The sequence below is a fragment of the Psychrobacter namhaensis genome (assembly GCF_016107545.1).
GTDB classification, from domain to species: Bacteria; Pseudomonadota; Gammaproteobacteria; order Pseudomonadales; family Moraxellaceae; genus Psychrobacter; species Psychrobacter namhaensis.
Genome location: NZ_JABASS010000001.1, coordinates 362,178 through 389,134, shown reverse-complemented (window position 1 = coordinate 389,134; position 26,957 = coordinate 362,178). Strand labels below are relative to the sequence as shown.

Here is a 26,957-nt window from a genome sequence, read left to right as displayed (position 1 = left end):
ATATACCGAAACACATGATATTTATAGATGCCCACTAACTACTCTGATACACGCATAAAAAAACTATCGCCGCTGCTCATCAATCAATTAGCCGCTGGTGAGGTCGTTACGCGTCCAGCTGCGGTGGTCAAAGAGTTACTTGAAAACGCTATCGATGCGGGTGCTACTAATATTGAGGTTCATATTACTCAAGGTGGTATGGGCATGATTGAGGTGGTGGACAATGGGGTTGGTATCCACCCCGATGATATAGTGATGGCGATTACCCGTCATGCCACCAGCAAAGTCGCTGATGTGGCCAATCTGCATGGCATTATGACGTTGGGTTTCCGCGGCGAGGCATTGGCAGCAACGGCTGCTGTTTCTCGTCTGACGCTGACTAGTAGCCACGATAACAGTGGGATTGGCCGCCAATTACAGGTTGCGGGCGTGTTGGACGATACGCCCACACTGTTACCCGTGGTGCACAATCGTGGCACGACGATTACGGTAAGAGATTTGTATTTTAATGTGCCTGCACGCCGAGGCAACTTGAAGTCTATTGCCACCGAATTTGGCCACATTGAAACGATTGTTCGTGAGGTAGCATTAGCACGAGCAGACATCACCCTTATGCTCTTTCATGATCATAAAAAAAGGCTGTCACTATCTGCTAGTACCACCCATAACGAACATAATAACCGTCTGTCTTTAGCGCGCCTTGAGCAGGCGATAGGTAGCGCTTTGACAAAGAATGCGATTGAAGTAGCGGTTGACTTATCTAGTTTAACCCAGCCATCATCAGAGTATGACAACAATAAAAGCGCTAATCACCACGCAGGTATTAGTGGTTGGTTATGGCCTATGCGTGACCAAAAAGAGAGCCTACCAAAGTTGATCTATGTAAATGGTCGGCTGGTGAAAGAAGCGTTAATCAGCAATCAGCTCCGCCAATTGGCTCAAGGCGCGCAGCTCACAGGCATGGGTTATGCGCTCTATTTTGATATGCCCACTCATTGGCTTAACATCAATGTGCACCCATCCAAACAACGCATTAAAATAAGTCCGCTCAATAATGTCATGGCACATTTAAACCATGCACTTCGTTCAAAGTTGAAAGCGTTCAGTGCGACAGAAAGGGCAGTTCAGACAGAGACAACATTACCCAACCGTTGTGTGTCTACCAGTAACTTACTTGATACAACCTTGCCCAAGACTTCTACTATCCACAGTTTCGTCCAAAGCGGTCAAGTACAGTCACCTAAACGTCGCTATCAGCTGTCAGCCACTACGCAGTTATCTGAGGGTGAAGTAGTAGCCGATTTTGAGGCGCCTTCATATCAAAAGATGACGACCGCGCGTGCCACGCCAACTGATTTGAACGATTCATTGATAGAAACAATAGGCGTACCCTACTGTTTAGATATCATTGCTAGCTTAGATGAGTCAGTGTCTGAGTCTCTTATGGGGGAGGGCAATGAGGGTGAAAAGACGCGCCCATGGCTATTGTTTTATAGTGAAGGACAGTGCTTACTCATTAGTGCAGACGTTTGGCGCTTGAAGGTTAGTGGGTTGTTTGAATCCCGTGTGTTTAGTAACAGGATAGTGAGTAACGAGACATTTAAAAAAGATAAAATGTCCAATAGTGTGAATGGTGCTAGAGAGATTAATCAGCAGCTTGCCATCGTAAGCGCGCAAATGTCAGGAGAGGATTTGAGGGTGTTTAACACAGACATTAAAGAGCTGTTGTTTAAGCATGCCATTAAAACCATAGACAGCAATCGATTGGTAGCGCTCATGCTGTCAGCGACGCACTAAATGCCCTTAAGCGCGTCTCTAGATCAGTTTCTATTTACTCCACAATATAAATAATATGAAAGGCAATCCCATGAGACACTCGTCTGATAGCTTATCTCATCATGTGGCGGATAACAGTGTGGTGTGTTTGATGGCACCCACCGCCAGTGGTAAAACAGCTTTGGCTTATGAATTATATGATACAGGGCGTTATGAGCTAATATCCGTAGATTCGGCGCTGATATATCGTGATATGAATATCGGTACGGCCAAACCGACAGCCGCTGAGCTTGAGCGTTATCCCCATCATTTAGTCGATATCGTTGACCCCATGCAAAGCTATAGTGTTGCTGAGTTCGTCAGTGATGTTGCGCGCCTTATTGATGACTGCCACCACAATGGCAAGACTCCCTTGCTTGTGGGCGGTACTATGATGTATTACATGGCGCTACTTGATGGGCTGTCGCCTGTGCCTGATAGTGATGACAGCACCCGTGCACACGTAGAGCAGTGGCGACAAAATGAGGGTATCGGTGCGCTTTATGATTACCTTGGTGACGTGGATGCGATCAGCCATCAGCGCCTAAATGCAACCGATACCCAGCGTATTACTCGTGCGGTTGAAGTCTATTTGCAAACAAGAACCCCCATAAGTGACTGGCAGCGTCAACCAAAACGCGCGTTAGCACACAATCCCAATCAGCAGTGGCATGCCTTAGCGGTGATGCCTGATCGTCCATGGCTGCATGAGCGTATTGAGCAGCGTTTAGATATCATGTGGTCTGAAGGGTTGGTGGCGGAGGTCATACGTCTACTTGAACAATATCCGTTAACGCCTAACTTACCTTCTATGCGCTGCGTTGGCTATCGGCAAGTATTAGAGTATCTAGTACACATTAAACACCCCATATTTGAACAACCCCATCTAGATAAAGCTAAATTTTATAACGCGTTTGGGGAGCTTGAAGGGTCAATAAATAAAAAAATAAAACTAAACAGTATGTTTGATCTACAAGCTCAGTCAATGATGTCTGACAGTCAAACCGAGGCCCTTGCTTGTCAGCAAATGCAAAATAAGGCATTATATGCTACAAGGCAGCTGGCAAAGCGCCAGTACACTTGGTTACGAAAAATAATCCAACTGCCTAATGCTGCAGTAGAAGTCACAAAGCTATCTGATTTATCCAGTAATGATGGTCACGCTATAAACAGAGCTTTGTCGATACAAGAAGTTAGTACGATGGAGCAGGCAAGAGCGCATCTACAATAAAAGTCAGTGACCGTTAAAGCCGAGTATATAAAGATTGTGATGTAAAAAATGCTTTATAAACCCATAAGGAATTAATGACAATTAGTTTCAAAGTATAATGTAGATAACTGCTATAATTCAAATCTATCAAAGTAGTTGGTCTGATGTCAGGCCAGCTATTTTCCAGTCATTATTAATTGATGTTTGTTGATAAAAATAGCTAATGAAACAAGTAGTTACTTAATCATTTACAATAATAACGTATTCACGATAAAGTGGACTGCCTTAAGAACAATAAGTATGTATTTAGATACGTTTTAAAAAGAACACTTATTATTGTATCTATCTTTAGCCAGTATAATTAAATGACCACTTAAAATAATTGGCGCTTAAAATATAATTATATAATATTTAGGAGAGATTTCATGTCAAAAGGACAAACTTTACAAGATCCGTTCTTGAACTCGCTGCGCAAAGATCGCATTCCTGTTTCTATTTTTTTGGTTAATGGTATCAAGCTGCAAGGTCAGATTGAGTCATTTGATCAGTATGTAGTCTTACTTAAAAACACAGTCAGCCAAATGGTGTACAAACATGCCATTTCTACTGTTGTCCCAGCGCGCAACCCCCGTAGTACGACCACAGGAACTGGCACCCAAACTCAGAGCGCCGCCCCAGCAGGCTATCAGGGTAGTGGTTTTGAGCGTGGTAGCAATCCAGCTGGTACGGGCGGTTTTGAAGATCGTGGTTTTGCCTCTAATCGTAGTGGCTTTAATCGTGGCGGCTTTGGTCAAGGTCAAGAGCGTGGTTTTGAGCGTGGTAGCTTCGGACAAAGTCAGGAACGTGGCTTTGAGCGTGGCGGCTTTGGTCAAGATCGTGGGTTTGAGTCGCCAGTAGAGAGCACTCGCTTTGAAGACAAATCAAGTGACGGCTCTAATGATAACAATGACAGATAATTGCCCGCGTAATAGAGGTGCGTTGCATCGTTGAGACATAACTGATTCGATCAAGACCTGCTCTAGAGTAGGTTTTTTTTGTCTAAATGGCTGCAACCGTTCAGCAAGTGAAATTTATATCAAGTAACCTTTACATATAATAATGATCTAATCTTAGTCATTGGTCATCTGCTGTATCGCGTATGCAGATTATTATTAATATGAGACAGAGTATAGTAAAATGTTTTCTTGATTCATTATAAAAACAGAGCGAATTCATGAGTAATACCCAAATCAATGTAACCCATGAGCAGTTCATAAGTACCGCCATCGAAGCGATTAATACTGAGATAGCGGCGTTATCGTTATTGACCGAGCAGATAGACGATAGGTTTGCGCAAGCTTGCGATGTGATTTTGGCTTGTCAGGGACGCGTCGTAGTCACTGGTATGGGTAAGTCAGGCTTGATTGGGCGAAAAATAGCCGCGACGTTTGCTTCTACCGGCACGCCAGCTTTTTTTATGCATCCTGGCGAAGCAGGACATGGTGATTTGGGTATGTTGGTAAAGGGCGATGTTTTGCTTGCCATCTCTAACTCTGGTGAGTCAGATGAGATAAAAATGCTATTGCCTGTTGTTAAACGTTTAGATATTCCGCTGATTAGTATTAGCCGTGATAAGCGAGGTATGCTACCACACGCGGCTGACATTGTATTAACCCTTGGTAAATCACAAGAGGCTTGTCCGCTGAACCTTGCGCCAACGTCGAGTACGACAGCGACTTTAGCACTTGGAGATGCATTAGCTGTGGCCTTGGTGCACGCACGAAACTTTACGTCAGAGGATTTTGCCTTGTCGCATCCGGCAGGTGCATTAGGCCGACAGCTACTGACACGAGTTGAGGATTTGATGCATACGAAATCTGAAGACTTACCTCTGATTCATCAGCAAGCGCCCTTGCAAGAAGCACTCTTTACTATGTCTGCTGGACGTTTGGGTATGACCGTGGTGACCGATGACAATGAGAAAGTCGTCGGAGTATTTACAGATGGTGACTTACGTCGTGGTTTGGAAAAAGGTATCGACCTGCAAACACCGATGCGTGAAGTCATGGTGAGAAATCCGCGCCATGTTAGTAAGACCATGCGCGCCTCAGATGCCCTTAGTGTGATGAATGAAAGTGGGATCAGTCAGTTGTTGATTATTGATGACGAGGGTCGATTAGAGGCGATCATTACCGTACATGATTTGCTAAAAGCTGGTGTGAAGTAACTACTATTTTAAAAAATAGCCTTTAATATAATAAGAGATAACTGATGCAAGACTTAATAAAAAAAGCGGGACGAGTAAAGCTATTGGTCATGGATGTTGATGGTATTTTATCGAATGGTCAGATTATTTATGACGGCAATGGTATCGAGACCAAAGCATTTTCTGTTCATGATGGCGTTGGGGTGAAATCTTTGGCGCGTTACGGTATCTTGACAGCGATTATTACAGGTCGTCGTAGTGCGATGGTGGATAAGCGCGCCGCAGAAATGGGTGTCGATTATGTGGTACAAGGTCGTGATGATAAGCTTATTGCTTTAAATGAGCTATTATCTAGCCTTGATCCTGCGCTTAGTATTACGGCAGCTGATTGTGCGTATATGGGTGACGATCTGCCAGATATTAAAGCGATGCAAACCGTAGGATTTGCTGCGACAGTGCCCAATGCGCACGCCGAAGTGATCAAGCGCAGTGACATGGTGACTACCCGTACAGGGGGTACTGGAGCCGTACGTGAAATATGTGATCTGATTCTAAAGGGTCGTGGCCACTATCAAGACTTTATCGCGCACCATACGCTTGATGAAGCAAAAACTCAGGATAACTTGTCGTGAATACTCGTGTGTTAATAGTCCTTGCTTTAATTATTGCTGGTATTGCCGGCTGGTTCTTTCAGCAGCAAGGAAAAATATCACCACCAGTAAGCATGGAGACGACGGATGTGGACTATGAAGCCACAGATATCAGTGCGGTACAGACTAACGAGAAAGGTGAGACTGAATATGAGCTGACCGCTGAATCGTTGACACACAACCCAGAGACCAATTTGGATGAGATGTCAGGGATCACCATGAATTGGGAGCCATCAGCAGAGCAGCGCTATCGTATTGAAGCGGGTAGTGCGGCTATTAGTCAGCAGACGGGTGAGCTTAGCTTGTCAGGTGGTTTTTCACTGGTCAGTGAAGGCAGTAAAAACACGCCAGATATTGAGCCAATAAAAGTGACTGGAAGTACTCTAAAAGGCAATACCAAATCAGGGCAGGTATATAGTGAAGAGCCTGTGAAGATTGAACAAGGGATGAATCGGTTTGAAGCTTCTAGTATGACCGCCAACCTTGAAACAGGGGAGTATGAGTTTGGTCAAGTGGCGGTTGCCTTCACCCCAGCTGACCGTCAAGATAAAGCATTGTTCTGAGCCTAAGTATTCTTACCAAGTCTGTACTTAAAAAGCGTGCTAAAAACAACCGTTAGTATGACGTGTGCAAGCCCTACTACCTATTATAAAACGAGTAACTTTTATGAAATCTAAATTTTTGCTTACTTTGTGCCCATCATTGACACGCTCAAATCTAACGTCGTGTCGCTTACCTCGATTGCACGCGCTGCCGATGGTTATGTTGTTAGCGTTGCCATTGTATAGCCATGCTCTACCGTCAGATGCCAATCAAGAGATTAAGCTGTTGGCGGATAAAGCCACTTATAGTGAGCGTACAGGTATTACCAGTTACTCAGGCAACGTCATTATTACTCAAGGTACGTTTAAGATGACCGCGGATAATATCACGGTCAATTTGTCGCCGCAGCGTAGTATTAATTCGGCCGTCGCGACGGGACGCCCAGCTACTATGCAGCAAGTCGTCACTCAAGAAAAAGGTTTAGCAAAAGGTCAGGCAAATAAAATTGACTATAATGCAGTGACTGGCATCGTGACTCTGACCGGGAATGCTAAGTTGGTGCAAAATGGCGCAAGTTTTGCGGGTAACGTTATTCGTTACAGTCTAAAAGCCGGTGATGTCGAAGCGACTGCTGGTGGTAATCAGCGTGTAGAGTTGGTCTTTCCACCCAGTAATAGTAGTAGCCAAAAGAGCATACGTTAAAAACCTAGGTGGTTAGTGATTTATAGACAAATAAGACCGTATGAATGTGTCGGTGCTTGAATTTTGCAATAGTATGAGTAAGTTATGAGTGATAATAAAAATATAGACTCCTTAGCAACCAGTAACAATACGGTGCCTGCCGTCCGATTATCGATGCAAAATCTAGGCAAACGCTATGGTAAACGCTGGGTAGTTAAGGATGTTTCTTTCTCTGTTGAGCAAGGTCAAGTTGTTGGGCTGTTAGGGCCAAATGGTGCCGGTAAAACGACCAGCTTTTATATGGTGGTTGGGTTGGTTAATATGGATAAGGGACGTGTGACCTTAGGGAAGATGGACTTGTCAAAATATGCGATGCATGAGCGTGCTCGTGCCGGTATTGGTTATTTGCCGCAAGAAGCCTCTATTTTTCGTAAGTTATCTATCGAAGACAATATTTTGGCTATTTTGGAGACTCGTCAAGAATTGAGTAAGCGCGAACAGCGGCAAGAGCTTGAAAAATTAATTGGTGAGTTCCATTTAGAGCATGTCAGAAAATCTCAGGGTATGAGTGTGTCAGGTGGTGAGCGTCGTCGTTGTGAGATTGCTCGTGCCTTGGCAGCTGACCCCAAGTTTATCTTGTTAGACGAGCCTTTTGCGGGTGTTGATCCTATCTCTGTTGGCGATATCAAAGATGTTATTTTGACCCTTAAAAATCGTGGTATTGGTGTGCTGATTACGGATCATAATGTTCGTGATACATTGGCTATTTGTGAGAAAGCTTATATTGTCTCAGAAGGCGCCATTATTGCTGAGGGAACTTCATCTGAAGTCTTAGAGAATGATCTGGTGAAGTCTGTCTATTTAGGTAAAGATTTTCAAGTATAAGCCTGCCCATCAAAACCGTTCTCACGCTTATATGTATGCTGATAGCTGACATGAGGTTTTAAATTAAGCCTGCACGTTAATGTTAGCTACCATCGTTTTTCTTATGTTCCATGCTTCCCTTTCTATAAACAGCCTGTCACCCTGAAGGCTGGTTTATCATACAAACACTTTCAAATTAACATCCATCAAAACATCACGATACTCTACTCATTATTCTTGATTGATCATCTGAATAAGGCTGATATGTTATGGCAAAAAATAAAAGCAGCTATGTCTGCCAACATTGCGGGGCTCATTTTGGTAAATGGGCGGGGCAGTGTACAGACTGCGGAGAATGGAACAGCTTAGTGGAAGCGCCAAATGTCAGTATGCCGCATCATAATAAAAGTACAGCCAAACCTAATGCCAGTCGTGCGACCACTCGTAGTGCTAGTACTCCTGCTGGTAACTATTCTGGTACGCACAGTGCCGTCATGCCGCTCAATGCGGTCAGTGTAACGCTCGACACACGCTTGCCAACGGGTATCAGTGAATTTGATCGGGTACTTGGTGGTGGATTGGTTGCGGGTTCCGTGGTGCTAATAGGGGGTGATCCTGGTATTGGTAAGTCGACCATCTTGTTGCAGACAGCGACCAATATGGCACGTGCTGATTCATTGGCAGGTAGCGCGTTGTATGTGACGGGTGAAGAGTCACTTGCACAAGTTGCCATGCGTGCTAAGCGCTTAGATTTGCCTGCTGATAGGCTTCGAGTGCTGGCAGAAACCAATGTCGAGACTATTTGTGCCGCGCTGACTCAAGAGCAGCCCGCCATTGCTATTATTGACTCTATTCAGACTATTTATACGGATGCGATTAATTCGGCGCCAGGCGGTGTCAGTCAAATTCGAGAGTCGGCTGCGATTTTGACCCGCTATGCAAAGCAAACAGGCACAGCGCTGTTTTTAGTGGGTCATGTCACTAAAGAAGGCACGTTAGCAGGTCCTCGCGTGCTTGAACATATGGTCGATACAGTACTGTACTTTGAAGGTCAATCAGACTCTCGTTTTCGGATGATTCGCGCGGTCAAGAACCGGTTTGGGGCAGTTAACGAGCTAGGTATCTTTGGCATGACTGATATGGGGCTCAAAGAAGTCGCTAATCCATCGGCTATATTTTTAAGCCGTTATGATAAGCCTGTTGCAGGCTCCGTTGTTATGGTTAGCCGTGAAGGTACCAGGCCGTTACTGGTCGAGGTACAAGCGTTAGTTGATGATTCTCAAGGGCAACCAAGACGGATGGCCCTAGGCCTAGATTTTCAGCGCTTATCCATGCTCTTGGCAGTGATGCATCGTCATGGCGGTATTCATACCAGTGGGCAGGATGTATACGTCAACGTGGTTGGCGGTGTTAAAGTCATTGAGACAGGGTCAGATTTAGCCGTATTACTGGCCTGTGCGTCAAGTATTAAAGAGAAGGCATTACCGTCTTCATTGGCTGTATTCGGTGAAGTCGGGTTGTCAGGTGAGATTCGCCCAGTACCCAACGGTCAGGAGCGCTTAAAGGAAGCCATGAAGCATGGATTCAAACACGCCATTATCCCAAAGGCCAATGCGCCTGCTAAGGACTCGCCCCAATTTAAAGGGATTAATGTGATTGCCGTTGAACGTCTTGATGATGCGATTGAAAGCGCGTTTGAATTATAAAGTGTACGGCTTCCATTCAGACTGTGATTCGCTGTGTCAAAATGTCTAAGCCTACAGGTCTAATAAACGTTAAATCTTAAAAAAGCGCCTAACTATTCAAAATAGTTAGGCGCTTTTTGTTTGATCTGACTAAACTAAATCATGACTGGTTTAAAACTATGGACCTGAAACACGCTCGATGGCAACGTTACCGACCCCTTTACTAGTAATGCCAAGACGTTTAGCAGCACCATAAGACAAATCTAACACACGGTTACCATGGAATGGACCACGATCATTCACTTTTACCACAACGCTTTTGCCATTTGTTTTGTTGGTTACCTTAACATAGCAATTTAATGGTAGTGAGCGATGGGCCGCTGTTAACCCATTCATATCGAAAGTTTCGCCGCTGGCTGTTTTGCGACCATGAAACTTACGTCCATACCAAGAGGCGAGGCCAGTTTGCTTAAACTTACTGACTGAGTTAGAGGCGACGGCTGTCAGACGCTCTAACACATCTTCATCATTTGTTACTTGCGCAGTATCACTGGCCAACAGTGGGCTGCTAAGCGCCAATGAAGTAGGTTGACGTGCTGATTTAACTAAACTTGATGCACCATCATGCTGACGGCTAAGCTCGCCAAGCACACGATCGATATGGGAGGCGTTATCTTGTGAAATCATCGCAAGAGAGGTTTTTGCTTCTACAGCGTTTGCATTAGTAGCGACTGCAGAGCCAGCAAACAACACTGCTGACATAGTAAGTAAACCAGATAAACGCTTATTCATAGATACCTCTATAACTTATACATTAAAACCTAACGCTGATACTGTCAGATTGACTGTCACATGGTTTAAATAATCTCACCACGTCGCAGCTTCTAAAACCTCACCATCAATTTGTTTTTCATGTAATAACTGAGGTCAAACCAAGGCTTTGATAGATTTTAATATATGGAAATTTTTCATTATCATAAGTAAGAACGGTAATATGACCGAAGGAACTTATGAAACGCTCAAATGATAGTTAACTATTTTAGTAAAGCACCTAATTTTCAATGGAAAATTGAGTACCCATCTCATTGCATGTCAAGTTTACAAACTTTCTGATATTGCTAAATTAATAAAGGTTTTAGAGAGTGTTCAGTGTTTCTATGTTATCAAACCGTTATTTAAGTAGTTTATTTGAAAGCTCAAAACCGACAAGCTGCTAACTATAAGACCAAGCTGCAACCACAATATAATTAAGTGCAAAGTTTCTTAGGAGCTATGTACGGGTTATGTATCATAACTACAATAAAACGAGGTTAACGCAATTATTTGTAAAAGACAAGGACTAAAACTTTTCAGTACGGGTTAATAATGAGGGGGTTTTAAAAAACTAGCTGCCGAAGTTTCTCGAGATAAATTTGTTAAATAATAATAACTTATCTGTCATTTACGACGAATAATGGGCCAGTTAATGGCCCATATTATTTAGCATCCGTTAAAAGTAACAAAATATTAATATGGATAAAAATAGCCTGAATAGCCAAATTTTTGTCGTTGGCTAGTGACGGCTTTTGAGGTGCTTATATCCTGTGATCGCTGCTAAATTTCAAGGGCTAAGGGTGCGGGGTATTAATATAAGCATTTGATTTGGTAGTAAAATAATGGGTTTTTTGCCGATGATGTCAGCTAGGTTTATGGGTGTGAATAGACATGAGCAGACCAAAACCCGCCATTAAGGTGACGATGGCGGTACCACCATAGCTAATAAAAGGTAAAGGAACCCCAACCACGGGTAAAAGTCCCCCAACCATGCCGACATTGACAAACACGTAGACAAAGAAAGACATAGCAATGGCCCCCGCTAATAGCCTGCTATAGACATCGGGGTGAGTAAAGGCAATGTATAAGGCGCGCATGAGTAAACAGGAGTAAATAAACATCAATAACATCACACCCAACAGACCGAACTCTTCTGAAAAAGCGGCGATAATAAAATCAGTGTGACCTTCTGGTAGGAAGTGTAGATGTGATTGAGTGCCTTCTAAATAGCCCTTTCCTGTGAGTCCTCCAGCACCAATAGCAGTCTTTGACTGAATGATGTTCCATCCAGCACCCTGTACATCCGCTTCAGGGTTAAGTAAGGTTAAGACGCGCGTACGCTGATAATCGTGTAACAGGAAATTCCAAGCAATGGCGATAAAAGGCACTGCTAAAATTGCTGCTGCTGAAATCAATCGCCAAGATAGGCCCGCTAAAAAAAGCACAAAAATACCGCTGGCTGCTACTAATAGCGATGTACCCAGATCAGGTTCTTTAGCAATTAATAGCACTGGTACAATGATTAACGCCAAGGTTATAGCGATACTAGACGCTGAGGGCGGCAGATCACGTTTGGATAAAAACCAAGCACACATCATTGGCATGCCAAGTTTCATAAACTCTGACGGCTGCACACTACCAAATCCTGGTAAGTTAATCCAGCGCTGAGCACCCATACGTACTTCACCAATGATATCAACCAACACCAGTAGGATTAATCCCAGCACATAAAATATGGGGGTAAAAGTGCGATAGAGGCTAGGCGGTATCTGTGCCATGATAAACATCACCGCAAAGGCCACACCATAGCTGACCATTTGGCGTAAAACCATAGCAACATCTTGGCTCGCCGCACTATACAAAATTGTCAAACCAATGCAGCAAACTGTTAATAAGAGAAGAGTCAGCCACGGATCTATATGCACACGTTGCCATAGTGTTGGTGCATGACCTTGACCTAAATGATGGCTCTGACGTGAAAAACGGTATTGAGGATTAGAGGACATAAGCAAAGGGTGTCTGACAATTGGTGTAAAGGAAAGTTTTTATCTAAAGTATGATTTTAGAACGCTGGTACGGTATCTATGTTAGGAGCATCTTACCGGTGAAGTAACATGTGAGTAATAAGGTCACGTAATTATAAAAATTATAAGGATAAGTGTTAATTACGAATATTACCCTTGTGATTAGAGGCGATAGTTTAGCCTGCTTGCTGAAAATTTGATAGTATCCATAAAACGTTTTTAGCGGTAGTTTCTTGCAATGATCAACACAAAAAACCATTCTTATAGGCAGATACATCAGCCTATTATTGCACTACTCATATGTGCCAGCAGTCTTCCTGTTCATGCCGCTATTATTAGCGACAACAGTGAGCGCCGTATCCAAATACGTCAGGGTAGTAGCGCTGATAGTAGTGTCTATATCAAACCTTCTACCAATGCCTCGATCCACACTCCTGGCGTTACAATGCTAAGTGGCGAAAATGCGACAAACGGCGATAGTATGCAAGGATTGATTGCCCAAAAGCAGCGTGACTTTGCCCTCGCTGCCAGTTTGTCTATCGAAGAAAATAAACAGGTGAGTATCAACCGACGTGCGCCTGTGTATGATACAACTTACGGTAGTAACAGATACAGCACCGCGAATAATACTTATAATAGTACTGCCAATGCCTTTACCAGTATGGATTTTAATGCATGGTTAAACAGTAATACTTACCGGGCCCGTCAAGTAGCAGATTATCAGCGCTATTTAAGCGCCAGAGTCGGCGCGCAAAATGTACCCCCATTGTCTCAGCTACTGACCACGGCTCGTAGTTGGAGCAAATGCGGCTATGAGCCTTATCAACTACCACCACAGCAGCTATGGGCAAATATTGTGCCGACGTTACGTCTGTATACGGAGCTCAAACACCAAGGTATTCTGCCAGCCAGTAGTGAGATACGCTCAGTATACCGCAGTCCCGGACTTAATGACTGTGCTGGCGGTGCTGATAGTAGTAAACACATGAATGCGAGCGCCATAGACATTTGGGTGCCAGAATATGAAGACAATTTATGGCGGCTTAGCACCATGCAAGATGGACTGTGTCAGTTTTGGCAATATCAGGGCGAGCCTCACAATTTTGGTCTAGGGCTATATGCTACGGGTGCCATTCATCTAGACACTGATGGTTATCGAAAATGGGGCTTTAATCATGCGAGTAGCAGCTCCTCATGCCGTTATTGAGTGGTCTACTCCATTAATAATAGACCCATAAGTATGAATTGATAGTAATAAGATGAAATCAGAGGCGTTATAATAGTGTCTAGAGAATGAAGTATCATGTGTCAAATGCCCTAAAATCAGAAGCTAGATGCGTAAATCATCAAAATTTTCTGGCGGTGACACCTGATATGTGAAAGATAATAGGTCTGTTACTCTCCTTCATATCGTTTAATATATAAGGTAAAAAACAGCATTTCTTATAAGTAGGATTTATGAAAAAGCGGTATTTAACAAGAGCGAAGGCGAATAAATCCCATCAGTCTAAAAAAAGCTTTCTACAGTCTACTAATACGTATATGGCATTGTTTAGTTCAGCTTTTTTCGTTTTTTTATTTATCAGCGCCTGTAGTCCAGAGAGTTCCTCTGAAAATAGCTTACTGATTACAGAACAGTCTGCGGCCAACCTTGATAGAAAATTACAAAACGCTGAAGATATCGAAGAAAATATCATAAACTCTTACGCCAGACTGGCCGCTAAGCGCTCTGATGTCTGTCCAAAACTGATCCAAGAAGCGTTGGGTAGTCAGGTTATTGAACGTACCTCAGAAGTCATGGTCAATAAACACTGTGATTATTTTTTGTACCCGCGAGAGGGTCAGCGTATTTCGGTTAGCGTTAACGACAGTCAAATTGAAGCACTGTTAATAGTGCCAGCATTGCATAACTTTGCTAATGGTGATTACAAAGTAGACTCCTACGACAAGCATGTGATTCGATTGAGCTACAGTGGTGCCACCTATAAGCCAAAAAATCTAGTTTATGACGTTGCAGTGACCGTCTCTAGTTGAGTCGCTCGTTTTTTGATGAGCCCGTTTGCTAGCGGTTTTTTATGACTGCTAAATGAGGAGGGAGGCTATCTGTAGCGCTCCTCATTTGTGTCGTATTACTTTGGCAGTATTCCGCAGAAATCCCCTACCTTTGAGGTAATGCATAGTAAATTTATACCGCTACTTTATAGTCTTTTTGTCCTGCCAAGGATCATCCTGTCCAACTGTAACGATTAAGAAGTCATCGGGCTTTAGTGTCCCACGCATGGTTTGATTGATCTCTGAGAGTTTTACTTGATCAATACGTTTGACATAGTCGGTCAAATAGCTATTTGGTAATTGATAAAAATTCATCATACCTAGTAAGCCATTGATCCCTGCATTGCTCGCAAAGCCCATCGGAAAGCTGTTTTTCAGATTGTCCGTTGTCAGACGCATCTCAGAGCTGGTAATGCCTTGGTCTAACGTGTTATTGATAACCTCCAAACTGGCCTCAATGGCAGCGCGTGCTTTGTCATTACGTGTCGAAAAACCAATCTGATAGGGGCCACGTGCCAGCATCGGATTCATAGAACCTGATATTCCATAAGTGTAGCCAAGGTTTTGTCTAACCTCAGTCATTAATCGCGCATTAAAATCGCCACCTGCGAGTACCTCATTGCCGACAGCAAAATTGGTTTGCTGCTGCTGATCTTTTGGATTGGTAGCGCGTTTACTACCTAATTGTCCCATTAAAATGGTGGTCTGAGTACTTGGAAACGGAATATGAATGTGCTTTGCTTGGTTAAGAGGTTTCGGCTCGGGTAGGTCTGCTGCGGACTGACCGGTCGGTAACCCATTGGTGATATCTTCAGCAAGTTTTTTCGCTTGGGGTAGCGTGAGATTGCCTGTCATGGCAATAGACGCATTGGCCGCGACCAAATACTGATTTTTAAACGCTATCAGCTGTTGTTTGTCGATGCTCGGTACACTGTCAAGGGTGCCGACTGATGGATGAGCATAAGGATGGTCCCTATATAATGCTTGGTTAAAAGCAATGCTGGCAAGACTATTGGGGTCTTGTTTTTGCTGTTGCAAGCCGACTAAAAGTCTTGCTTTATTGCGTGCTAGAATGTCCTCATCAAACGCAGGTTCGCTGAGCATTTGAGTCATTAGATCAATGGCAGGCAGTAAATGCTTGTCGTCAGATAAGCTACGTAGTGAGACAATAAACATGTCCTTGTAGGCACTGCTGCTCAGATTAATACCTAACGTTTCAACGGTTTGTGTAAATTCATCTTCGTCTAGTTTTTTAGAGCCTTGTGTCAACATGGTGGCAGTCATATTAGCAATGCCGAAACCTTTTTTACGAATGCTAGCATCACGAGCACTACCAGCATTAAAACGCAAATCGATATCGACAATCGGTAATGCTGTCGTTTGTACAAAGCGTACGGGCACCCCAGTTGTGGTTTTGAACTGTTGAATCGTTGGTACGGTAACTTTTAAAGGTTTGTCATCGTCAAGGCTGGTCAGTGTGGATAAGGCTGCAATAGGTGCACTGGTGTCAACTACAGCGGCAGAGCCTCGATATTCTTCGGACCCTGTTGTATCCGCATATGCGGTGATGGTCAGTGTGGACAAACCTAGCCCCACACCAACGCTCAGGTAGGAGATTTTTTTAAGCGTAGCATTTGCTACTTGTGTCAAAATTAGGGCACTGTTCGCAGGCTTTTTTCTTCTTTGCACTAAATCACTGTTTTGAGTCATGGGTGTCTTCTTATAAATGAAATATGTGTGGTCGGCGGTTTCATTGCATAAATAAAACCTCACCATTATTTCTGGTTCTCTGCTTGCTCTTTAGGTGGGACGACGTGCATTACTGTCAAATTGTTCTTGACTAGATATTTTTTGCTCGCAGCTTGTATGTCAGCGATCGTCACGCTATCAAGCTTAGTAGGCAGCTCGGCAAGCAGTCTGTCATCAAGCCCAATAGATTGTAATGAGCCAATCATGAGTGCCTGTCCTTCCATGCTATCTTGCGCGTAAACGAGGCCCGTGACCGTATTGGTTTTGGCTCGGCTGATTTCATCGGGAGCTATTGGGTTGGTTTTGAGCTTTTCTATCTCGGCGGTGATGGCTTGCTGTGCTTGCTCTAAACTCACGCCTTCGCGCGGCGTTGCTTGAATCAAAAATAGGCCATCGCCGCGATCCAATAAGTCATAAGAGGTACCCACGGCGGTGAGCAAGCCTTGCTCACGTATCAGTCGACGCTCCAAACGTGCGGACAGCCCGCCGTCTAATACGTCTTGCGCAAGTGAGAGCGCGTAAGCTTGATTTTCATTGTTTGGATCTACAGACACAAGACTCGGTACGTTATAACCCATGAGTAGCACAGGGACTTGTACGGCTTGCTCAGAGTCGACTTGTTGATAACCCCGAAAAGCCTTTTGACTGACCGCGGGGCGTTTGGGTAAGTCGCTGGGTTTTAAATCTCCAAAGTAACGTTTGACTTGAGCCAATACTTCTGTTGGCTCCACATCCCCAACGATGACCAAGGTAGCGTTGTTTGGTGCATACCAAGTCTGGTACCAGTCTTTTAAGTCTGCGAGCGTAATTGACTCCAGCTCAGCCATCGGCCCGATGACGGATTCGCCTTTTGGACTATCGGGGAGCGCTAATAAGCGAAATGACTCGTAAGCTTTGGCAAGTGGATTGTCATCAGTGCGTTGACGACGCTCTTCCATAACCACTTGATGCTCTTTGGCAAACTCTTTATCATTGAAGGTTAAGTTTTTCATTCGATCCGCTTCGAGCTCTAACGCTAACGGCAAGCGATTGGCCGGGAACAGCTCGTAGTAACCCGTGTAGTCATAACTGGTAAAAGCATTATTGACCCCGCCAAATTTGGCAATCAAACGCTCATAATCCTCACTTGACACATCGGTCGTGCCTTTGAACATCATGTGCTCAAGCAGATGAGAGATACCACCTTTATCAAGTGGCTCATCTGCTGAGCCGACCCGATACCAGATTTGAGTCATCACGACTGGTGCGCGATGATCTTCTTTTACCACTATTTTTAGTCCATTCTCTAACTGGTATTCATGGCGACCGGACATATCAATGGCTAACGCTGATGGCGTCTCTTGACTTTGGCCTAAGGGGTTTTGAGTGACTGGATGTTGAACAGTCGATGGGGCGCCGGTATCCATTGCACTGGTTTGGCAAGCGGCAAGTGAGGTCGCTAAGGCTAACGCACAGGCAATGCGTAGTGATGGAGTAGATAGTGGCAAAAACGAGGACATGATAGGGTCTACTTATATAAAATGGCAACTTATAAACTGATGGGTGCATATACCCGCTTTAACGATAGCAATAGAAGGCGTTATAAAGATTTATGCGCCCCAACCATCATACTGGCAGTTGGCTTAAAGTCTGGCGTGGTACTGCATCCTATCACTGATAGCACAATGGTCGTTAGTAGTAAAGCGGCGCTGATATGGGTTATTTTTTTATCACGCTTGTTGTAACTGTTGGATAGCGAGGCCATAGATAATTCCTAATACGAGGTTTTGACACACTCCCCCCACTTTCGCACAGCTCAAGGGTGGGATTCTAAAAGCGTTAGCCTTTAGGCGACTTTCTCACGAATGTCACTTGTTTTCTGTTTCAACGGGCGACCTTGACTGCATCCTCCCTCCGCAGACAAAACGGCATGTCCTGCCGATAAAATATTACGAGCTGCATTAATATCAGCGTTGGCTTTATGACCACATTTGACGCACTCAAACTTTGCTTGAGTTTGTCTGTTGTCTTTAGCAATATGCTTGCATTCAAAGCAGGTTTGGCTGGTGTAGCGTGGGTTCACTTTGATAAGTAGCCCGCCACGCCACTGCTGCTTGTACTCAAGCATATCAACCATCATGCCCCAGCCTTGATCTAAAATGGATTTGTTTAACCCTGACTTGGCTTTGACATTACGCCCATGCTGCGCGGCAGAGCCGCCAGCAGATTTCGACATATTGGCGACCTTTAAATCCTCACAAGCGATCATGGCGTGGTTTTTGCTGATGCTGGTGGTGACTTTGTGCAAGTAGTCATGACGAATATTGGCAATGTGGCTGTGGAGCTTTTGAATCTTACGGTTGTGCTTTTTCCAGTTTTGACTGAATGTTACTTTCTTACTTAGTTGACGCTGTAATTTGGCAAGTTTGAGTTGGTTGGCTTTAAAGCTGTTCTTGGGTTTGATGTATGTACCGTTTGAGGTGGTGAGTAGTTTTGTGATACCCATGTCCAAGCCAATGGCGCTTGTGGCAGGGTGAACCGGCTTTTCGCCCAGTTCGCGCTCACACCCAAACGACACGTACCAGTGCCCTGATTTTTTGCTGATGGTGACGTTTTTGATGGTGCCGATGATGTCTTGCGATTTTCTAAACTTAACCAAGCCAATACCATTAGGCAGTTTGACGCGATTATCCTCAACACGGCAGTATTTATCAAACTGAACCAAGCGAATGGAGTCACGCCCATCGGATTTGCGCTTAAATTGTGGCATCAGTGCCCGTCGTTGAATCTCTGTGCCATCAGCCAGTTTAAAGAACTTGGGCTTTTTGGGTTTCTTTTTATTCTCTTTTAATCTGGCGTGTACTTTGGGGTCAAAGAATCGTGACCAAGCCAAGGCAAGATCACGTACTTTTTGTTGTAAGGTGACGGCATTAGAGCTTGTTTTTAAGAACTCAAAATCAGGATTACTCTTTAGATCCATGATTTTATTAACCAAATTGGTGGCATTGATAAACTCATTTTTAGCAAACATCTCAAATGAGATTGCCAGCATTTGATTCCAAACAAAACGCGCTGAGCCGACAAGATTATTTAGAATAATCTCCTGCTCTATAGTAGGCTCAAGCCTACATTTATACGCTTTGTTGATTTTCATAGTGCCGATTCACTGTGTTTTTTAAAATAATTTCTAAAATTTAGTATAGCTTACTTCAGTACATAATTTGTATGAATATATAATAAGCGCTAGGCGAAATTCAGCGCCACCCTAATGTCGGGTGGCGTCCTCTTTCGCGGTTTTGATAGGGTAGGCGAAGTTAGGCGAGTAGAAGGTCAGAGTTTTGTGTCAAAACCTTAAGGCAAACTTTCTTAAACCCCTGTATCGCCTTTTAAACTTGTAAATTTTGATGATAGTCTATGATGGTAAGGGCTGAGCCCCACTCTAACTATGGTAAACTAAGCCAAAAATAAATGGTCATATAGTTGGCAAGTACGTCACGGTATATCAAACCATTGCCAATAAACAAATAATTAACGAGTGATAACTTTTAGGGCACGCTTATGAATAACCCCAATAATAGCAATCGTGTGGTCATCAATCTTGACGATGGTCTTGATGACTTGGATGACGATGATATTACCTTACCCAGTCTGCCGGCGCAATCTGTGCCTATCATCGATGAGACTGAGAAAGTTGAATCAAAGCAGGTACCCCATACTGAGAGTGACAAGCCAAAAAAAGACAGTACAGCAAATCCAAACAACGCAAACCATGAAGAAGAAAATGTCGCTTTGGCCACGCCAATTGTGATGACAGAAGAGCACCATGTTCCTAAAGGTGCTTCTGAAAGTTTTTCAACTGCCAAAGAAAAAGTGGCTGCCACTAAGACGAATACTGCGTCGACCGTCCCAACCATGCCATTGCAAGAGCAGTTGGGTGATAGCCCAAGTGTCAGTCCTGTTAGCAGCAGCGCGCCAAAAGTAAATCAGCAACAAGCAACCACCGAATTGCAAGAGACGCAAGGGAGTGAGAAAAAAGGCAGCTGGTTTAATCGTATGAAGACGGGACTGAGTAAGTCACGTAAGAATTTGGCCGAAGGTATGGTCAGTATCCTCATCGGTGGCAAAGAGATCGATGATGAGCTGTTAGAGGAAGTTGAAGATCAGTTGCTGGTTGCTGATATTGGTGTCAATGCAACCAACCGTATCATTAAGAGTCTGACCGAGCAGACCGCCCGTGGTGATTTGATTTATGCCCATTCATTGTACAAGGCTTTACAAAGTGAGCTGGTCGACATCTTAACGCCAAAAGTTGCGCCTCTGCTCATTGATACCAGTAAAAAGCCTTTTGTAATCTTGGTGGTGGGCGTCAATGGTGTGGGCAAAACCACAACGATTGGTAAGCTTGCTAAGCGTTTGCAGGGTGAGGGTAAGTCAGTCATGCTGGCGGCCGGTGATACGTTTCGAGCAGCAGCCACTGAGCAGCTGCAGATTTGGGGTGAGCGCAATGACATTCCAGTGGTGGCACAAGGTCATGGTTCTGATAGTGCCTCTGTCATCTTTGATGCGATGCAATCGGCCAAAGCAAAAAATATCGATGTGCTCATAGCGGATACCGCTGGACGTTTGCAAAACAAGACTCATTTAATGGCTGAGCTGGAAAAAGTAGTACGCGTCATGCGTAAAGCAGACCCGAGCGCACCGCATGAAGGTATGATTGTGCTCGATGCTGGCACGGGGCAAAATGCCATTAACCAAGTAGAATTGTTTAATAAAGTGGTACCATTGACCGGTATTACTATCACTAAGCTAGATGGCACTGCTAAAGGTGGTGTGGTCTTTAACATTGCCGAAACGACTGACGTGCCTATTCGCTATATTGGCGTTGGCGAGTCCATTGATGATTTGCGTGCCTTTAGTCCAAAACAGTTTGTAGCTGCCCTGTTTGAGACAGACGATAAAGAATAACGAAAAGCCTGTCAGCAACCAGACAGTGTGAAAAGACAGATAGCATGAAAGGAATCAGCATATGATTATTACCAGTATTGAACTGTCCGATGTCGTTTATGATGACTTGTCATCTCCTAACGCTGCTTTGTTGCTGGCAAGCCACACGATAGGCAATACCACAAAGCTTGTTTGGTGTAATTGGTTGGAAGTAGACGAGCATTGGCAAGACAAAATTACACTGAATGCGCTAGCGAAGCATTATAAGTTTGATAGTAATCATGTGGCGTTTGTAGCGGCAGAGGCATTAGACGCTGGCAATAGTGAACAGCAATTACTGTTGACGTGTATCCATCAGATACAGCAGTATATACAAGGCCTGCGCTGTGATTTTGACTTGCCCATAGATATAAGTTTGGGAACGGACTTTCAGCGAAGAGTCTGGCACGCCCTACAAGGTATTGGTTTTGGCGAGACCATCAGTTATGCCACGCTTGCTCAGCGTGTTGATACTCCCAAAGGCTTTCGCGCTGTAGCACAGGCCAATAGTAAAAACCCCTTTAGCGTTATTATTCCTTGTCACCGGGTCATTAGTAGTGATGGGAAGCTTGGCGGCTATACCGGAGGACTGGACAAGAAAAAGTATTTGCTAGCGCTTGAAGGCGCAGAGTACAGACCCTAATCTAAAAGACAGTGAGTCTAAAGAGCGAGCAGGAAGCGCTTGGCGGATTATTGCTAAAGAGTTTGTCTGTGCTTGATATTGATATTGATGCGCTGGCATGTCTGGCGGCGCTAGCACATAAAAAAGACCAAACGCTGAAAACGTTTGGTCTTTTTCGATTAGGACAATTCAAAAAATTACTGCTCGAGCTGAGCCATCACGTCAGCCGAGAAGTTTACATTGCTATAAACCTCTTGTACATCGTCGATATCCTCTAGCATGTCAATCATTTTCATGACTTTTTCGGCATCATCAACATTGTCTATTTCAGCCGTGGTTGATGGCGACATGGTCACTTCAGCATTGTCAGAAACAAGGCCTGCAGCGTTCAGAGCATCTTTGACTTGACCAAAATTTTCCCATTCAGTAATGACAAGTAAGCTTTCGCCATCGTTTTCGATATCAAGAGCGCCTGCATCTAGTGCCACCAACATGACGTCATCTTCTAGGCTCACATCGTTAAAGATGATTTCACCGCGCTTATTGAATAAATAAGCAACCGAGCCTGAGGTACCAAGGTTACCATCGTACTTTGTAAAGGCATGACGCACTTCGCTGACGGTGCGATTGACATTGTCGGTCATGGTTTCGACCAGTACGGCGACGCCTCCGATACCGTAGCCTTCGTAGCTGATCTCATCCATGTTTTCAGTATCGCCGCCACCTGTACCGCGATCGACTGCCCGATTGATCGTGTCTCGGGTCATATTGACTGACAATGCTTTTTCAATGACGGCACGTAAGCGTGGGTTTTTATCCGGATCAGGGTCACCTTGCTTGGCAGCAGAAACAATTTCACGAATAATCTTGGTAAATACTTTGCCTTTTACCGCATCTTGACGGGCTTTACGGTGTTTAATATTTGCCCATTTTGAATGGCCTGCCATATAACATCCTTAATTTTTGCGTACTATTTTATGCTTAAAAAATCGTTAACAACACTCTTTAGTGCCTGTGCAGGTATTTTTATAATATGATTACTCTGTCTCATCAAGGTAATAGAGCTACCTACACGTTAACGATTTGTATGTTGTTGAGAGTGCTTTTTTGCTACACTGTGGCAACTTATAGATTGTTTTTACTGTCATAAGTGAGCAATATTATAAACCAGTTTGGTGTATTTTAACTAACTTGTCCTTATCCATCACATTTTAAGTCATTGGATGCTATCAAGCCATTGATTTTATAAAGTTACCGACTCTATGAAGCAACCCAATACTGAAGCCATCACACACTTGCGTAACCGTATTCATATCATTATTGAAGGTACAGACACCCGTTTGGGTAAGCTCTTTGATATTGTGTTATTGATTGCGATTTTGACCAGCGTCGGTGTGGTCATGCTAGATAGCGTGTTGTTTGTGCGTTTGCAGTATGGAACGATATTTTTTTATGCAGAATGGTTTTTTACTATTTTGTTTACGCTTGAGTATTTGTTGAGGTTGTTTTCAGCGCCCAATCGCTTCCGTTATGTTTTTAGTTTTTTTGGTGTCGTAGATCTGCTGTCTATATTACCCAGTTATTTAAGCCTTATATTTGGCGGCGTGCAGTATCTTATTGTCATACGTATTCTGCGTCTCTTACGAGTGTTTCGAGTACTAAAGCTCAAGGCTTACATGCAGCAAGCCGGTTTTTTAGCGTCTGCCCTGAGAACCAGCCAGCAAAAGATAACCGTGTTTTTCTTGTCGCTGGTACTTTTGGTGACTATTTATGGCTCGATCGTCTATGTGGTGGAAGGGCCTGAAAACGGCTTTACCAGTATTCCAATTTCTATTTATTGGGCGGTTGTGACTTTAACCACCGTAGGCTATGGAGATATTTCGCCAAAAACGCCACTAGGGCAAGCCATTGCAACGATGGTCATGATTACAGGTTATGCAGTCATCGCGGTACCAACAGGAATTTTTACCTCAGAGTTGACGCGTAATATGCGCCCCCAGCTTAACCCAGTCACTTGTCCAAACTGTGGTAAGTTTGGTCATGCAGTGGGAGCGGAGTTTTGTGATCGCTGTGGACATGCCTTACACGTCTAATAGCATAGACAGCCACTTTTCTGCATAGCTGCCTATTTTTACACGTCAATATATGCATCAACCAGAGGAGATAGGTCAATCTCAACGCCCAGATTGACCAAATTCCAGTATTGTCCTGATATGGTGCGATCTAGCATCATGGTGGTTGCAGAAGGCTGAAACTGACCAAAATATTTTAAAGATGTGCGCATTTGTGCAATGACTTCATGATGTATTTGACTACGACCAAAATCAAAAGCACCGTCTTGATAGGGTTTAATAGACAGTGGTTTTAGACCAATGGATAGCCATTTTTCATAAAATTCCCCCGGTATATTTTTATCATCATCACGGCGAATATCTAGGGCAATTAGGTCTTGCTCAAGCGCGGTCACATCGCCTTTGATGGCGTGCTTTGCAAAACGACGAAACAATTGAACTTCGCTATCACTGTAACTACGTATACCACCGAAATCATAAGCGACTACGCTGCCATCCTTGCGAAAGGCAAAATTACCGGGATGGGGGTCACAGTGCATACGGTACAAGCCAAACAGCTGTCCTGCGGTAAAATGAAACAAGCGCTTGGCTATTTTTTGCTTGATATCATTGTCCCACGTCGCCGCAACTGACAGCGGCTCTCCCATCTCCTCTGTGAGTGTTAAAACCCGCTTAGAAGAGTGGCTGCTGACAACTTTTGGAATGACAAGCCCTTCGTCCTCTGCATGAAAAGCACCAAATACGCGTAAGTTGTGCGCCTCTTTAATGTAGTCGAGCTCATCATGTAAACTTTGGCGAATTTCGTTAAATAATTGCGCTTGCAACTGTTTGCTCATGTTAAGTACACCAGCGATTTTCAAAGCCATACGCACTTGTTTAAGGTCACTATCGCAGTTTTCATCGACATTGGGGTACTGGACTTTTACCACTACTTTTTGTCCAGTTAGCAACACAGCTTTATGCACTTGCCCAATAGAAGCGGCGGCAAATGGGGTTTCTTCAAACTCGCTGAACAACTCTGCCACAGGCGCTTTCAGCTCACGTTCGATTTGCGCACGTATCTGTGTGTATGGCATGGGCGGCGCATCTTTTTGTAGCTTTTCTAACGCCGTTGCGACTTCAGGTGGAAACACATCTTTATATTGCGAGGCAATTTGTCCCACTTTCATCACAGCCCCTTTCATCTCACCTAGTGTCTCGGCTATCTGAACACCCACATCTTGCATCAGCTCAGAGCGCGCTTGTAAGCGTTTTTCTTCATCACTTGAGAGATGCTTAAATGAGTTTTTAGCTGCTTTGCCGGCAATACTTGCTGTCATGCCAGCGAGTTTCATGAAGCGCTTTCCAGACGTTTTTGCCATTCATATCACCATATAAGGGGGAGGTTATTTGCTCAGCTGTAATGTTAGTATTTTATTCAAACGATTGCTGTTTAACTAATGTGCTGTTTTTATCTGCGACTCACTATAGTTTATGCCTTTTTCTATTGTTTCTCACTCGTGCTTAAAAATAATGTTCAAAACCATTAGCCAAAAAAGCACCGTCTAAGGTTAGCCCTCAAGCGTTATAGAGTAGAGATTGTCCAGCCAATACGTCAATGCCATTTGATACCCTAAATGTCCCAAACCACAAATCACCCCGACAGCAACATCGCTTAAATAAGAGTGCTGACGAAAAGACTCACGCGCATGAACATTGGATAAATGTACTTCTATAAAGGGTTTTTGTGTCGCCAAAAGGGCATCGCGTAGAGCAACCGAGGTATGAGTGAAAGCGGCAGGATTAATAATAATGGCATCTACTTGCGCTGCCTTATCCGCGAGCAGTCCATGATGTTGGATTTCATCAACCAGCTTGCCTTCATGATTTGACTGCACGCAGATCAACTCAATGCCATACTGCGCAGCTCGTGCTATTAGACGCTTTTCAATGTCTGCCAATGTGGTATGACCATAGATGTCCGGCTCACGTTTACCCAGTAAATTTAGATTGACGCCATTCACCAGCAACAGCTTGTGTGTGAGTGTTTTATCAATGTTTTCATTGGCAGGTTTTACGGGTGATGGGGACGGAGAAGGGGACGTCATAATGGTCTCTACAGTTATTAAACGATAGGGGTGGTTTATCATTTGTGGCAAGGGAGACGCGCTATAGAAAAAGTCACGGTACTATCTAACCGAGTTAACTGCTTGAGCTAACTGAGCTAACTACCTGAGCTGTCTCATCGAGCCATCTAATCGAATTTATCCCTTTATGATAACAGCTTGCGAGATAGGTTATAAAAAAATTACATGAAAAATCAACCTAAGGGCAAAAAACGATGTTAAAACTCTTTATGTTGCTAAAAACCCGTGCTATGATATTTTTTACGTAATAGTTATTACATGTTTGTTACTATTACTATGGCAAGCTAATAGAAAAGACACTGATTGATTTGTAAAAACAGTTCTCTACTATAAACGCGCTGTGTCAGTGATGGTTATTAAGGTAGTACTCTTAAGTTTTTGATTTCATAATCTTAGATCCCGTTTATATGCAATGTTGCAAAGGAATTTGGGACTAAGCGGACTTTTTTAGGAAGTAATATTATGTCAGCTCGTGAGCAAGGTATCGTTAAGTGGTTTAATGACTCAAAAGGTTTTGGTTTCATTCAACGTGATAGCGGAGAAGATATTTTCGTCCATTTCCGTGCGATTCAAGGTGATGGCTATCGCTCTTTAAAAGATGGCGAAAAAGTTGAGTTCAGCGTAGTAGAGGGCGATAAAGGCCTGCAAGCTGAAGAAGTCAGAAAAATAGAAGAGTAAGCTATCTAGGCATTAGAGCGGTTTAGCTACAATGTCTGTATACACTCCTGATATACTACTGAGTCAAGCCCGTCTTATCTTACCTATGTTGGATATAAACCAGCATGTTTGGTAGGATCAGATGTTAGGCTTGGCTTTTTTTATGCTCATGGATTTGCTAGCGGTATACAGATTTTATACCGCTACCGCTGTTCTAAGGCTGGCTTCTCAAACATCTATTCACGAT

General features: G+C 43.8%; 23 protein-coding genes and 1 pseudogene. 16 read left to right on the top strand and 8 right to left on the bottom strand.

Annotated features, from left to right (window positions below; genetic code table 11):
* Positions 1 to 27: 27 nt before the first annotated feature.
* The 9 genes from mutL to radA all read left to right on the top strand — a co-directional run bounded on the left by mutL (position 28) and on the right by radA (position 9,654).
* Positions 28 to 1,797: a DNA mismatch repair endonuclease MutL gene (gene mutL / locus JFC06_RS01665; protein WP_198333723.1), complete on the top strand. Its 1,770-nt coding sequence runs from the start codon at positions 28 to 30 to the stop codon at positions 1,795 to 1,797.
* A 70-nt stretch (positions 1,798 to 1,867) separates the two neighbouring features.
* The gene (gene miaA / locus JFC06_RS01660; protein WP_198333722.1) at positions 1,868 to 3,046 is read left to right on the top strand and encodes a tRNA (adenosine(37)-N6)-dimethylallyltransferase MiaA; all 1,179 of its coding nucleotides are present in this window, start codon (positions 1,868 to 1,870) and stop codon (positions 3,044 to 3,046) included.
* A 404-nt stretch (positions 3,047 to 3,450) separates the two neighbouring features.
* Positions 3,451 to 3,981, top strand: coding sequence for an RNA chaperone Hfq (gene hfq / locus JFC06_RS01655; protein ID WP_193006932.1), 531 nt, complete (start codon positions 3,451 to 3,453; stop codon positions 3,979 to 3,981).
* A gap of 257 nt (positions 3,982 to 4,238) precedes the next feature.
* Positions 4,239 to 5,231 carry a KpsF/GutQ family sugar-phosphate isomerase gene (locus tag JFC06_RS01650; protein ID WP_193006931.1) on the top strand — a complete coding sequence of 331 codons (993 nt, stop codon included), beginning with the start codon at positions 4,239 to 4,241 and terminating at the stop codon, positions 5,229 to 5,231.
* A 44-nt stretch (positions 5,232 to 5,275) separates the two neighbouring features.
* Positions 5,276 to 5,842, top strand: a complete 567-nt coding sequence (locus JFC06_RS01645; RefSeq protein ID WP_193006930.1) for a KdsC family phosphatase — start codon at positions 5,276 to 5,278, stop codon at positions 5,840 to 5,842.
* Positions 5,839 to 6,423 (top strand): LPS export ABC transporter periplasmic protein LptC, encoded by a 585-nt coding sequence (gene lptC, locus JFC06_RS01640; protein WP_193006929.1) that lies wholly within the window; start codon positions 5,839 to 5,841, stop codon positions 6,421 to 6,423. The genes JFC06_RS01645 and lptC overlap by 4 nt, the downstream gene beginning before the upstream one ends.
* 103 nt (positions 6,424 to 6,526) lie before the next feature.
* Positions 6,527 to 7,105 (top strand): lipopolysaccharide transport periplasmic protein LptA, encoded by a 579-nt coding sequence (gene lptA / locus JFC06_RS01635; protein WP_406947935.1) that lies wholly within the window; start codon positions 6,527 to 6,529, stop codon positions 7,103 to 7,105.
* Between the two features lie 153 nt (positions 7,106 to 7,258).
* Positions 7,259 to 7,969 carry an LPS export ABC transporter ATP-binding protein gene (lptB, locus tag JFC06_RS01630; RefSeq protein ID WP_455234885.1) on the top strand — a complete coding sequence of 237 codons (711 nt, stop codon included), beginning with the start codon at positions 7,259 to 7,261 and terminating at the stop codon, positions 7,967 to 7,969.
* 248 nt (positions 7,970 to 8,217) lie between these two features.
* The gene (gene radA, locus JFC06_RS01625) at positions 8,218 to 9,654 is read left to right on the top strand and encodes a DNA repair protein RadA (protein ID WP_198333720.1); all 1,437 of its coding nucleotides are present in this window, start codon (positions 8,218 to 8,220) and stop codon (positions 9,652 to 9,654) included.
* A gap of 156 nt (positions 9,655 to 9,810) precedes the next feature.
* Here radA and JFC06_RS12440 read toward each other — a convergent pair.
* Both JFC06_RS12440 and rodA read right to left on the bottom strand, forming a co-directional pair.
* A pseudogene (locus JFC06_RS12440) lies at positions 9,811 to 10,152 on the bottom strand (septal ring lytic transglycosylase RlpA family protein); the annotation flags it as partial.
* A gap of 1,157 nt (positions 10,153 to 11,309) precedes the next feature.
* Positions 11,310 to 12,452, bottom strand: a complete 1,143-nt coding sequence (gene rodA, locus JFC06_RS01615; protein WP_193006925.1) for a rod shape-determining protein RodA — start codon at positions 12,450 to 12,452, stop codon at positions 11,310 to 11,312.
* A 256-nt stretch (positions 12,453 to 12,708) separates the two neighbouring features.
* Between rodA and JFC06_RS01610 the strand changes: the two genes are divergently transcribed.
* Entirely contained in the window at positions 12,709 to 13,677 is a 969-nt protein-coding gene (locus tag JFC06_RS01610; RefSeq protein WP_198333719.1) for a D-Ala-D-Ala carboxypeptidase family metallohydrolase, read from the top strand.
* Positions 13,678 to 13,928: 251 nt separating this feature from the next.
* The gene (locus JFC06_RS01605; RefSeq protein WP_198333718.1) at positions 13,929 to 14,504 is read left to right on the top strand and encodes a hypothetical protein; all 576 of its coding nucleotides are present in this window, start codon (positions 13,929 to 13,931) and stop codon (positions 14,502 to 14,504) included.
* A 159-nt stretch (positions 14,505 to 14,663) separates the two neighbouring features.
* Here JFC06_RS01605 and JFC06_RS01600 read toward each other — a convergent pair whose 3' ends face one another.
* Positions 14,664 to 16,232: a M16 family metallopeptidase gene (locus JFC06_RS01600; protein ID WP_198333717.1), complete on the bottom strand. Its 1,569-nt coding sequence runs from the start codon at positions 16,230 to 16,232 to the stop codon at positions 14,664 to 14,666.
* Between the two features lie 65 nt (positions 16,233 to 16,297).
* Positions 16,298 to 17,770: a M16 family metallopeptidase gene (locus JFC06_RS01595; RefSeq protein WP_198333716.1), complete on the bottom strand. Its 1,473-nt coding sequence runs from the start codon at positions 17,768 to 17,770 to the stop codon at positions 16,298 to 16,300.
* 21 nt (positions 17,771 to 17,791) lie between these two features.
* Here JFC06_RS01595 and JFC06_RS01590 point away from each other — a divergent pair, with 21 nt between their 5' ends.
* A complete protein-coding gene (locus JFC06_RS01590; RefSeq protein ID WP_198333715.1) occupies positions 17,792 to 17,995 on the top strand; it encodes a hypothetical protein in 204 nt (67 codons plus the stop codon).
* A gap of 101 nt (positions 17,996 to 18,096) precedes the next feature.
* Here JFC06_RS01590 and JFC06_RS01585 read toward each other — a convergent pair whose 3' ends face one another.
* Complete coding sequence (locus JFC06_RS01585; protein WP_198333714.1) at positions 18,097 to 19,404, bottom strand: RNA-guided endonuclease InsQ/TnpB family protein; 1,308 nt, start codon at positions 19,402 to 19,404, stop codon at positions 18,097 to 18,099.
* A 404-nt stretch (positions 19,405 to 19,808) separates the two neighbouring features.
* On the opposite strand from JFC06_RS01585, the gene ftsY reads away from it, so the two are divergent.
* Both ftsY and JFC06_RS01575 read left to right on the top strand, forming a co-directional pair.
* Positions 19,809 to 21,215 (top strand): signal recognition particle-docking protein FtsY, encoded by a 1,407-nt coding sequence (gene ftsY / locus JFC06_RS12435; protein ID WP_227670231.1) that lies wholly within the window; start codon positions 19,809 to 19,811, stop codon positions 21,213 to 21,215.
* Positions 21,216 to 21,276: 61 nt separating this feature from the next.
* Positions 21,277 to 21,876: a methylated-DNA--[protein]-cysteine S-methyltransferase gene (locus JFC06_RS01575; RefSeq protein ID WP_198333713.1), complete on the top strand. Its 600-nt coding sequence runs from the start codon at positions 21,277 to 21,279 to the stop codon at positions 21,874 to 21,876.
* Between the two features lie 176 nt (positions 21,877 to 22,052).
* On the opposite strand, the gene JFC06_RS01570 is transcribed toward JFC06_RS01575, so the two are convergent.
* Complete coding sequence (locus tag JFC06_RS01570) at positions 22,053 to 22,802, bottom strand: YebC/PmpR family DNA-binding transcriptional regulator (protein WP_198333712.1); 750 nt, start codon at positions 22,800 to 22,802, stop codon at positions 22,053 to 22,055.
* Between the two features lie 315 nt (positions 22,803 to 23,117).
* On the opposite strand from JFC06_RS01570, the gene JFC06_RS01565 reads away from it, so the two are divergent.
* Positions 23,118 to 23,948, top strand: coding sequence for an ion transporter (locus JFC06_RS01565; RefSeq protein WP_193006917.1), 831 nt, complete (start codon positions 23,118 to 23,120; stop codon positions 23,946 to 23,948).
* A gap of 38 nt (positions 23,949 to 23,986) precedes the next feature.
* On the opposite strand, the gene JFC06_RS01560 is transcribed toward JFC06_RS01565, so the two are convergent.
* Positions 23,987 to 25,288 carry an ABC1 kinase family protein gene (locus JFC06_RS01560; RefSeq protein ID WP_193006916.1) on the bottom strand — a complete coding sequence of 434 codons (1,302 nt, stop codon included), beginning with the start codon at positions 25,286 to 25,288 and terminating at the stop codon, positions 23,987 to 23,989.
* 189 nt (positions 25,289 to 25,477) lie between these two features.
* Entirely contained in the window at positions 25,478 to 26,014 is a 537-nt protein-coding gene (gene aroQ / locus JFC06_RS01555) for a type II 3-dehydroquinate dehydratase (RefSeq protein WP_198333711.1), read from the bottom strand.
* 501 nt (positions 26,015 to 26,515) lie between these two features.
* On the opposite strand from aroQ, the gene JFC06_RS01550 reads away from it, so the two are divergent.
* Positions 26,516 to 26,731 (top strand): cold-shock protein, encoded by a 216-nt coding sequence (locus JFC06_RS01550; RefSeq protein WP_057760416.1) that lies wholly within the window; start codon positions 26,516 to 26,518, stop codon positions 26,729 to 26,731.
* Positions 26,732 to 26,957 lie beyond the last annotated feature (226 nt).

Excerpts from the sequence above, each read along its gene's own strand:
- mutL (WP_198333723.1), top strand. The coding sequence starts at position 28 with ATGCCCACTAACTACTCTGATACACGCATAAAAAAACTATCGCCGCTG.
- miaA (WP_198333722.1), top strand. The coding sequence starts at position 1,868 with ATGAGACACTCGTCTGATAGCTTATCTCATCATGTGGCGGATAACAGT.
- hfq (WP_193006932.1), top strand. The coding sequence starts at position 3,451 with ATGTCAAAAGGACAAACTTTACAAGATCCGTTCTTGAACTCGCTGCGC.
- JFC06_RS01650 (WP_193006931.1), top strand. The coding sequence starts at position 4,239 with ATGAGTAATACCCAAATCAATGTAACCCATGAGCAGTTCATAAGTACC.
- JFC06_RS01645 (WP_193006930.1), top strand. The coding sequence starts at position 5,276 with ATGCAAGACTTAATAAAAAAAGCGGGACGAGTAAAGCTATTGGTCATG.
- lptA (WP_406947935.1), top strand. The coding sequence starts at position 6,527 with ATGAAATCTAAATTTTTGCTTACTTTGTGCCCATCATTGACACGCTCA.
- lptB (WP_455234885.1), top strand. The coding sequence starts at position 7,259 with ATGCAAAATCTAGGCAAACGCTATGGTAAACGCTGGGTAGTTAAGGAT.
- radA (WP_198333720.1), top strand. The coding sequence starts at position 8,218 with ATGGCAAAAAATAAAAGCAGCTATGTCTGCCAACATTGCGGGGCTCAT.
- rodA (WP_193006925.1), bottom strand. The coding sequence starts at position 12,452 with ATGTCCTCTAATCCTCAATACCGTTTTTCACGTCAGAGCCATCATTTA.
- JFC06_RS01610 (WP_198333719.1), top strand. The coding sequence starts at position 12,709 with ATGATCAACACAAAAAACCATTCTTATAGGCAGATACATCAGCCTATT.
- JFC06_RS01605 (WP_198333718.1), top strand. The coding sequence starts at position 13,929 with ATGAAAAAGCGGTATTTAACAAGAGCGAAGGCGAATAAATCCCATCAG.
- JFC06_RS01600 (WP_198333717.1), bottom strand. The coding sequence starts at position 16,232 with ATGACTCAAAACAGTGATTTAGTGCAAAGAAGAAAAAAGCCTGCGAAC.
- JFC06_RS01595 (WP_198333716.1), bottom strand. The coding sequence starts at position 17,770 with ATGTCCTCGTTTTTGCCACTATCTACTCCATCACTACGCATTGCCTGT.
- JFC06_RS01590 (WP_198333715.1), top strand. The coding sequence starts at position 17,792 with ATGGCAACTTATAAACTGATGGGTGCATATACCCGCTTTAACGATAGC.
- JFC06_RS01585 (WP_198333714.1), bottom strand. The coding sequence starts at position 19,404 with ATGAAAATCAACAAAGCGTATAAATGTAGGCTTGAGCCTACTATAGAG.
- ftsY (WP_227670231.1), top strand. The coding sequence starts at position 19,809 with ATGAATAACCCCAATAATAGCAATCGTGTGGTCATCAATCTTGACGAT.
- JFC06_RS01575 (WP_198333713.1), top strand. The coding sequence starts at position 21,277 with ATGATTATTACCAGTATTGAACTGTCCGATGTCGTTTATGATGACTTG.
- JFC06_RS01570 (WP_198333712.1), bottom strand. The coding sequence starts at position 22,802 with ATGGCAGGCCATTCAAAATGGGCAAATATTAAACACCGTAAAGCCCGT.
- JFC06_RS01565 (WP_193006917.1), top strand. The coding sequence starts at position 23,118 with ATGAAGCAACCCAATACTGAAGCCATCACACACTTGCGTAACCGTATT.
- JFC06_RS01560 (WP_193006916.1), bottom strand. The coding sequence starts at position 25,288 with ATGGCAAAAACGTCTGGAAAGCGCTTCATGAAACTCGCTGGCATGACA.
- aroQ (WP_198333711.1), bottom strand. The coding sequence starts at position 26,014 with ATGACGTCCCCTTCTCCGTCCCCATCACCCGTAAAACCTGCCAATGAA.
- JFC06_RS01550 (WP_057760416.1), top strand. The coding sequence starts at position 26,516 with ATGTCAGCTCGTGAGCAAGGTATCGTTAAGTGGTTTAATGACTCAAAA.